Raw genomic sequence first — 2163 nt, forward strand, 5'->3', positions numbered from 1 at the left:
GCCCGCCCGCGCGCGGTGCGGGACGGCAGCAGCGCGGCCGCCGCGACGACGCCGAGCCCGGCCAGCGCGACGGCGACGCCGAGCAGTGCGTCTCCGACGGTGAAGGTGAGGACCGCGGTGGCGGCGAGCCCGAGCGCGAAGATCCCGGCACCGAGCCAGGTCAGCCGTCCGCGCGCGGTGTCCGGGCGGCGGGAGAACCAGCGCTTGGTGACGACGTCGGTGTACATCGCGTCGCTGATCCGGCGCAGGTCGAGCCCGCCGCGGGCACGCAGCTGCGACACCAGGACGGTGTCGGTGCCTTCGGGCAGCAGGGTTTCGCAGACGGCGCGCTCGAAGTCGTGGAGGTGCTCGTCCGGCGGGTTGCGGCGGGAGATCTGCCAATCTTGTCCGTGCTGCCCGGGGATTTCCGCCAGCCACAGGTAGTTGCGGACGGCGAGGTCGACGACCGTGGCGCTGATGTCCACGACGTCGACGGTCTCGTCGACGACCGTGCCGACCTGCCCGGGCAGCACGCCGTCCGGGCTGGCGAAGAAGACGCGGTCGCCGTCGCGGAGCAGGACCTCGACCGGGCCGGTGGCGGTGCGCAGCGCGCCGGCGTCCTGCTTGCGGCGGCGCCACACGAAGACGCCGGCCGCGACGAGGAGGACGAGCAGGACGGCGAAGACGATCCCGGTCAGCGGGGTCAGCGCGAAGGCGTTGGCGAGCAGGCCGATTTCGGCGAACTTCGCCGTCGCGGGCGCGGTGTTCGCGGGCAGCCCGACGAGCAGGTCGACGCGGTCGCCGGGCCCGACGTCGTTCTGTTCGAGCCGCACGACCCCGGTGTGGTCGAGCTCGGCGAGGGTGCAGCGGCGGCTCGAGCCGACCGGGCCGGCGAAGCAGTCCACCGGGGACAGTTCGGGCGACGGCGCGAGGAAGGACGCGGTGAGCTTCGCCAGCGGCGTGTCGAACCCGCTCGCGACCTGCCACCGCGCCTGCTGACGGCCACCCTGGTCGGCGACGGCGCCGTCGACCAGGTAGGTGACGGTGCCGGCGCCCCCGGCGAAGGTGAGCACGAGCTGGTCACCGGTGAGCTGGCTGGTCGCGGCGCCTTCCGTCTTGACGTCGCGGACGGCGTACACGCGGTCTTGGTCGTCGCCGGCGGGAACGCGCAGCGGGACGCGCGAAGTGAGCTGCTGCCCGCCGGGGACGGTGACCTTTTCGGTGACCGACAGGGAGCCGTCGCGGAGGACCTTGAGGGCGACGTCCGCGACCGGGCCGTCGGTTTGCTGGACGTTGCCGCCCCCGGTGAGCTGCTGCGGCTTCGGCACCAGGTCACTCGGCAGGTTGGGCAGACTGGGCCCGGCGTTCTGCGCGGCCGCGGTCCCGGCCCCGAGCAGGCCAGCCACGACGACGATCGCGGCCGTGGCCCCCCATTTCATCGACACAGCACCACACCCTAGAGCACTCGATCTATGCTGACGCCCGGAACGGCGAGATCACCGCAGGTACGCCGCTTCCGACGGGGAAAAAGCTTGGGGGGTTCCACTCGATGACGCACGGCCCGCAGGGTCCTGGTCCACAGGGTCCCGGCCCGCACGATCCGCGCCGCCCACCGCCGGGGGGTCGTCCGTTGCCGCCACCGGCCGCGCGGCCGTTGCCGGGCGCGGGTGGGACGCCTGGGCAGCCGGGGCCTGGTGGGGTACCCGGGCACGGTCCGGGCTCCGCTGGGCAGGGACCGGCTGGCGCTCCGGGCCAACCACCCCGGCACCCCGGCGCACCCGGACAGGGACCGGCCACCGCTCCAGGCCACACGCAGCAACCCGGCGCACCCACGCACGGCCCCAGCTCCACCGGACCTCGGCCGGCCGGCACTCCAGGCCAACCACCCCAGCACTCCGGCGCACCAGCACACGGTCCCGGCACCACCGGACAGGGGCCGGCGGGCACTCCGGGCCAACCAGCCCAGCACCCCGGAGCAGCACCCGGGCAGAGACCGGCCACCGCTCCGGGCCACCCGCAGCACCCCGGCGCACCCACGCACGTCCCCGGCACCACCGGGCAACGGCCGATCGGCGCACCCAGCCAGCAGCAAGGCCCAGGCGGGATGCCCCCGCGCTACCCCCTGCCGCCGCAAGGCCCGGCACGCCCGCAAAGCACCGCGCCGTACGGCCCGCCGACCGGCCC

1 protein-coding gene is annotated in these 2163 nt (G+C 74.9%); it reads right to left on the reverse strand.

Features of this window, described 5'->3' with window-relative positions:
• A partial coding sequence (locus tag G3I65_RS39810) for a DUF2207 family protein (protein WP_166641154.1) occupies positions 1 to 1418 on the reverse strand: 1418 nt, incomplete at its 3' end.
• Between the last annotated feature and the right edge of the window lie 745 nt (positions 1419 to 2163).

The organism is Amycolatopsis sp. SID8362 (genome assembly GCF_010550475.1).
Taxonomy (GTDB): Bacteria; Actinomycetota; Actinomycetes; order Mycobacteriales; family Pseudonocardiaceae; genus Amycolatopsis; species Amycolatopsis eburnea.